The organism is Bacteroidota bacterium (assembly GCA_038746285.1).
Taxonomy (GTDB): Bacteria; Bacteroidota; Rhodothermia; order Rhodothermales; family JANQRZ01; genus JANQRZ01.
In genome coordinates this window covers 1-5,498 of sequence record JBCDKT010000094.1, presented here as the reverse complement: position 1 = coordinate 5,498, position 5,498 = coordinate 1, and the positions used below count along the sequence as shown (strand labels likewise).

The window sequence follows — 5,498 nt, the reverse complement described above, 5'->3', positions numbered from 1 at the left end:
CGGCCCGAACGGCGCCGGCAAGACGACTACCATCAACCTGTTCCTCGGCTTCCTCGTGCCCGACGCCGGGGCCGCGCTGGTGGACGGGCTCGACGTGCAAGCCGAGCCGCTGGAGACGAAGCACCGGCTGGCGTACCTGCCGGAGCAGGTGGCGCTCTACCCGTCGCTCTCGGGCATCGAGAACCTGCGGTACTTCGCCGCGCTGGCCGGGCACGACCTCTCCGACGCCGACCTCGCAGGCTTCCTGGACCAGGCGGGCCTGCAGCGCGAGGCGCACAGCCGCCGCGCCGGGACCTACTCCAAGGGCATGCGCCAGAAGGTGGGCATCGCCCTCGCGCTCGCGAAGGGCGCCAAGGCGCTCCTGCTGGATGAGCCCACGAGTGGCCTGGACCCGTCGGCCTCGGCCGAGTTCTCGGGCCTCGTGCGCCAGCTGGCGAACAGCGGCGCCGCCGTGCTCATGGCGACGCACGACCTCTTCCGCGTCAAGGACACCGCCACGCGGGTCGGCGTGCTCGTGGCCGGCCAGCTCCGCGAGGAGGTCTCTCACGAGGCCCTGCCGACGACCGACCTGGAAGCGCTCTACCTCGGCCACGTCCACGGGGCGAAGGCCCCTGTTTCTGCTTGATCCATCCCCCCAACACCACCGCACCATGCGTTCTCTTCTCCTTGCGGCTCTCCTGGTGGCCGCTCCCGCCCTCGCCCAGACGGGCGTCATCGAAGGCACGGTCCGCGACGCCGGCGGTGCGCCTCTGCCGGGCGCGACCGTTCAACTCGACGACCCCCCGCTCGGGACCACCACCGACCGAGACGGTCAGTACCAGATCGACGAGGTCCCCGTTGGCAACGTCGTGCTCATCGTCCGGTTCGTCGGGTTCGTGCCTGTCGAGCAGGTGGTGAGCGTCCAGGCCGGCCAGGCCACCACCGTGGATGTCACGCTGTCGGACGCGGCCCTCGGGCTCAACCAGGTCGTCGTCACCGCCAGCCGGACGGCCGAGCGGGCCGTGAGCGCGCCAGCGGCCATCAGCGTCCGCCCCGCCACGGTCATCGCCGAGCGCGGCGCGGTCACGGCCGCCAACGCGCTCCGCGGCGTCACGGGCGTCTACGTGCAGGAGTACACCGAAGGCGCCTTCCCGATCGTCCGCATGCGGGGGGCCGGTGACGCCGGGATTCTCCAAAACACGGATGTCCTCATCCTCATCGACGGGATCCCGCAGGTCAACGTCAACGGGCAGAGCTACTACGAGCAGGTCCCGCTCGAAGGCGTCGAGCGGATCGAGGTCGTCCGCGGCCCCACGTCGGCGCTCTACGGCCGCAATGGGATCGGCGGCGCGGTCAACGTCATCACGCGAGAGGCGCCCTCCACGTTCAGCGCCTCGGCAGATCTCTCCGGCGGTTCGTTCGCGACGGGCCGCACGCGCCTCACGGCTGGAGGTCCCCTGGCGGGTCAGGCCGTCCGCGCCTTTGGCGCCTTCACGGCCGAGACGTCCAGCGGCTGGCGCGACGGCGGTGACCGCCTGCTCATCGACGGGTTCGGCCGCCTCGACGCCGACCTCGGCGACCGCGCCGGCCTCACGGTGACGGCCCAGACGGTCCGGCTCGACCAGGGCTCGGTCTCCGTCCTGCCCATCGACGGCTCCGGCGAGCTGTTCTCTGAGATCGAGCGGACGGCCAACCTCGCCCTCCCCGATACCGAGGGCGAGAACCGGGCGACCTAGGCCGGCGCCCGCCTCACGGTCGAGGCCACGCCGACGCTCACGCTGAACACCCTCGCCTACGGCCGCATCACCGACCGCCGCCTCAACGACGACGCCACGTTCCTGGATGAGGTCGACCGCGAGGCGGGTGTCGCCGTCCGGTTCCCGTTCCAGCCCGAGCTTCGGGAGCAGGTCCTCGGCATCGAGCCGCGCCTGATCTGGTCCCCGCTCGGCGCGGACGGAGCGGTGTCGGTCACGGTCGGTGGTCTCCTCGAAGACAACCGCGGTGAGGCCGACTCCTACTCGGTCACGACCGACGGGAGCGGCGGCTTCGGCTCGCTCCCGATCAACTTCCGCACGGGCGAGCAGACGCTGACCGGGCTCACGGAGACGCAGACCCGAGACGGCGAGTTCGGCTCGACCACTCTGGCCGGGTATGCCCAGGTCATCGCCCGCCCGGCCCCGCGCCTCACGGCTACCGGTGCCCTCCGCTACGACCGGACGACCCGGTCCATCGAGGACCCCTTGCGCACCCGGACGGAGGTCGAAGGCACCTTCGACCGCCTGAGCCCTCAGCTGGGTCTGAGCTACGGGTTCACCGATGCCGTCTACGCCTTCGCCAACTATGGCGAGGGATTCAACCCGCCATGGGGCATCGCCTTCTCGTTCGAGCGTGAGGGCGCGGATGAGCTGGAGCCCGAGGTCGCCCGCAGCGGCGAGGTCGGGGTCAAGGTGCAGGCGCCCGGCGGCCGGTTCTTCGTCCAGGCCTCGGCCTACCGCATGGCCCGGCGAGACCTGGTCCAAAGCGTTCGCGGCGAGGACGGCGTGACCCGCCAGGTCAACGCGGGCGCGCTCGACGTGACGGGTGCCGAGGTCGAGGTCGAGGCGTCGCTCGCCGCGCTCCTTCCCGGCCTACGCGTCCGCGGCAGCTACGCCTTCACCGATACCGAGTGGCAGGAGTTCGTGGTGCGCGGGACGGACTTCGCCGGGACCTCTGTCGTCGGGACGCCCGAGCACCTCGCGTCCGTCGGGGCCACCTGGCGCCGCCCGACCGCCGCGGCTGGCGTCACGGTCGATTACGTGGGGAGCTGGGCCATCGACCGCGCCAATACGGTCGAGACGGACCCGTACGCCGTCGTCAGCCTCTTCGCCGAGACTGCGATCCCGGGTGTTCCTGAGCTTCGTCTCCGGGGCTAGGTCTTCAACGCGCTCAACGCCGAGTACCTGGAGCGGACGGAGTTCGACTTCGGAGGCAACGCGATTGCCGCCTCGCCCGGGCGTCCTGCCTGGGGTCTCGTCGGCCTGACGTACCAGTTCGGTGCGGGCTCGCTCCGGCGCTAGCACTCGGTCCGGTCGCCTGCTCTGGGCCTCGCGCGCCAGCGGGCGACCGGCGTGCCCTGACAACCCATGGCCCTCCTGACCCTCGACGACGTCACCAAACGCTACGGCACGACGACTGCCGTGGCGGGCCTGTCGCTCCAGTTGGCGGCGGGTGAGGTCCTGTGCCTCCTGGGCCCCAACGGCGCCGGCAAGACGACGACGCTGAAGATGGTCCTGGGCCTCGAAGCCCCGAGCGAGGGCGCGGTCCATGTCGCCGGGCTCGACGTCGCCCGCGACGCGAAAGCGGCCCGCCGGCGGATGGCCTACATCCCGGAGCGGGTCGCGCTGCACGAGGCGTTCTCCGGGCGCGAGAACCTTCGATACTTCGCGTCCCTCGTCGGGGGTGCGGATCTCTCGTCCGCTCACCTGGAGGGCTGCCTGCGCCGCGTCGGCCTGCAAGAGGAGGCCTGGGACCGACGGCTGAATGGGTACTCCAAGGGGATGCGCCAGAAGGTCGGCGTCGCCATCGCGCTCGCCAAGGGCGCCGACCTCCTCGTCCTCGACGAGCCGACGTCCGGCCTCGACCCGAAGTCGGCCGTCGATTTCGCCCGTCTGATCCAAGACGTCGCGGCCGAGGGCGCAGGTGTCATCATGGCGACCCACGACCTGTTCCGTGCCAAGGACATGGGGACGCGGATCGTGATCCTCAAGGACGGGCGGTCGGTCCGCACCCTCGACCCGGCAGAGAGCTCGTACACGGATGTCGAGGACGCCTACCTCGGCGTGTTCGAGACGGCATCATGAGCGGCGTCTGGACCGTATTCCGCCACGAGTGGGCGAGCTTCGCCCGCAGCGGGTCACTCATGCTGATGGTGCTGATCGCGGGCGTCGTCGGCGTCGGTGCGGCCGTCGTCGAGCATCGGGCTTGGCAGGCGGAGCAAGCCGAGCGCGCTGATCTCCAGGCGCAGGAGGTCGAGCAGTGGCTCGCGCTCGGCAGCACCCACATCCACAAGGCCGCGCACCGGGGCTACTTCATCGTCCGCGACCTCCCGGCAGGCGTGATCCTGGACCGCGGCGTCTGGGACTCCGGCGGCTCGTCGGTGTGGCTCGAAGCCCACCGCCGCAACGCGCCCCAACTCCGTGCCGTCGACGCCGCGGCCGTGGTCGCTCGCGGCGCCCCGCGAGGCGTCGGCCCGGTGCTCCTCTGGCTCGTCCCCCTGCTGCTCGCGGTTCTCCTGCACGGCATCGTCGCAGGCGAGCGAGAGAGCGGATCTCTCGCCTTCGCCGTCAGCTCCGGTGCGTCGCCCGGCGCCATCGTGGTCGGCAAGACGCTCGCGGCGATCCTGCTGGCGTGGGCGGCCGTGGCCCTGCCGGTAGCCGTCGGCGCAGGGCTCGCCGTGGGCGGCGGACTGTCGCCCGCTGGCGCGGCCACCTGGGGGGGCAGCCTGCTAGCGGCGCTGGGCATCGTCGCGGCGCTCGTCGTCGTGGTGTCCTCGCTCGCGAAGCGCCCCCTCGGTGCGCTCGTCGCGCTGCTGCTGATCTGGTTCACGATGGCGGTCCTGTGGCCGCGCCTCGCACCCGGCCTCGTCGAGCAGGCTGCGCCGATCCCGTCGTCGCAGACCGTGCGGAGCGAGGCGGAGGTCGCCGCCGAGGGGCTCGTGACCGACTCGACGCGAGAGGCCGTCCGCACCCGGCTCGTGGCATCGGGCGTGTCCGACCCGAACCCGTCGGGGGTCTCCGCGATGGCCGCCGAGATCGACGCCGCCGAGGCCTTCGGGCGGATCTTCGCGCCGCTGGAGGCGGGCATGGCGCGACAGGCCGACCTCCTCGACATCGCCAGCTGGGCCTCGCCGCTCGCCGCTGCCGACCGCACCGCCGACGCGGCTGTCGGCCTCGGCGACCGCGACCAGTTTGCCTTCGAGGCCCGCGCCGAAGCGATGCGAATCGGGACGCAGATGGCACTCAACGAAGGCTGGGCGCGCATCGAAGCAGGCGACCGGGGAAATGCTGGCCTCTGGCGCAGCGTCGTGGACGCCGCAGAGACTACGCCCGCGCCCGGCCCCGCTGGCGGATACGCGCACTGGGGGCTCGTCCTGTGGACAGTGCTCGCCACTGGCGGTCTTCTCTGGGCAAGCCGCACTGTGCGCACATCGACATGACCGACACGCGCTCCCATCCCATGCGAGACCATCTCTGGCTCGAAGCGGGACTCCTGGTCCGCTCCCGTCTCTTCATGGCGCTGGCGGGCGTGGTGGTAGTTCTGGCGACGCTCGCGGGCGCGCAGGGCGGCCAGCTGGCGAGGGCGCAGGCGGACGCCATCGAGGCGGCCCGTGCGCTGGAGGCCGAGGGCGATGCGAAGGCCCTCGCACGAGCTGAGCAGGTCCGCTCGGGAGAGATTGACCCGCCGTGGTGGGAGAATCCCCTCAACGTGCAGGCGTGGTCCTACGCGCTCGTCCGGCACGTGGCGCTGCCGCCAGCGGCCCT

6 protein-coding genes are annotated in these 5,498 nt (G+C 71.8%); all 6 read left to right on the top strand.

The features are described 5' to 3' along the window. Window positions 1-625: ABC transporter ATP-binding protein (locus tag AAGI91_17330; GenBank protein ID MEM1044374.1), on the top strand; the 625-nt coding region annotated here is incomplete at its 5' end. A 25-nt stretch (window positions 626-650) separates the two neighbouring features. Then, on the top strand, window positions 651-1,715 hold the full coding sequence (locus AAGI91_17325) for a TonB-dependent receptor (protein ID MEM1044373.1): 1,065 nt from the start codon (window positions 651-653) through the stop codon (window positions 1,713-1,715). A 225-nt stretch (window positions 1,716-1,940) separates the two neighbouring features. Beyond that, on the top strand, window positions 1,941-2,891 hold the full coding sequence (locus AAGI91_17320; GenBank protein ID MEM1044372.1) for a TonB-dependent receptor: 951 nt from the start codon (window positions 1,941-1,943) through the stop codon (window positions 2,889-2,891). 210 nt (window positions 2,892-3,101) lie between these two features. Beyond that, window positions 3,102-3,818: an ABC transporter ATP-binding protein gene (locus AAGI91_17315; protein MEM1044371.1), complete on the top strand. Its 717-nt coding sequence runs from the start codon at window positions 3,102-3,104 to the stop codon at window positions 3,816-3,818. After that, the gene (locus tag AAGI91_17310) at window positions 3,815-5,173 is read left to right on the top strand and encodes an ABC transporter permease subunit (protein ID MEM1044370.1); all 1,359 of its coding nucleotides are present in this window, start codon (window positions 3,815-3,817) and stop codon (window positions 5,171-5,173) included. Before AAGI91_17315 ends, AAGI91_17310 begins: the two co-directional genes overlap by 4 nt. Before the next feature lie 20 nt (window positions 5,174-5,193). After that, window positions 5,194-5,498 (top strand): hypothetical protein (locus AAGI91_17305; GenBank protein MEM1044369.1); only part of this gene is annotated, 305 nt, incomplete at its 3' end.

What these genes read in the sequence shown, in the direction of transcription:
- AAGI91_17325 (MEM1044373.1), top strand. Translation starts at nt 651, where the DNA reads ATGCGTTCTCTTCTCCTTGCGGCTCTCCTGGTGGCCGCTCCCGCCCTC.
- AAGI91_17315 (MEM1044371.1), top strand. Translation starts at nt 3,102, where the DNA reads ATGGCCCTCCTGACCCTCGACGACGTCACCAAACGCTACGGCACGACG.
- AAGI91_17310 (MEM1044370.1), top strand. Translation starts at nt 3,815, where the DNA reads ATGAGCGGCGTCTGGACCGTATTCCGCCACGAGTGGGCGAGCTTCGCC.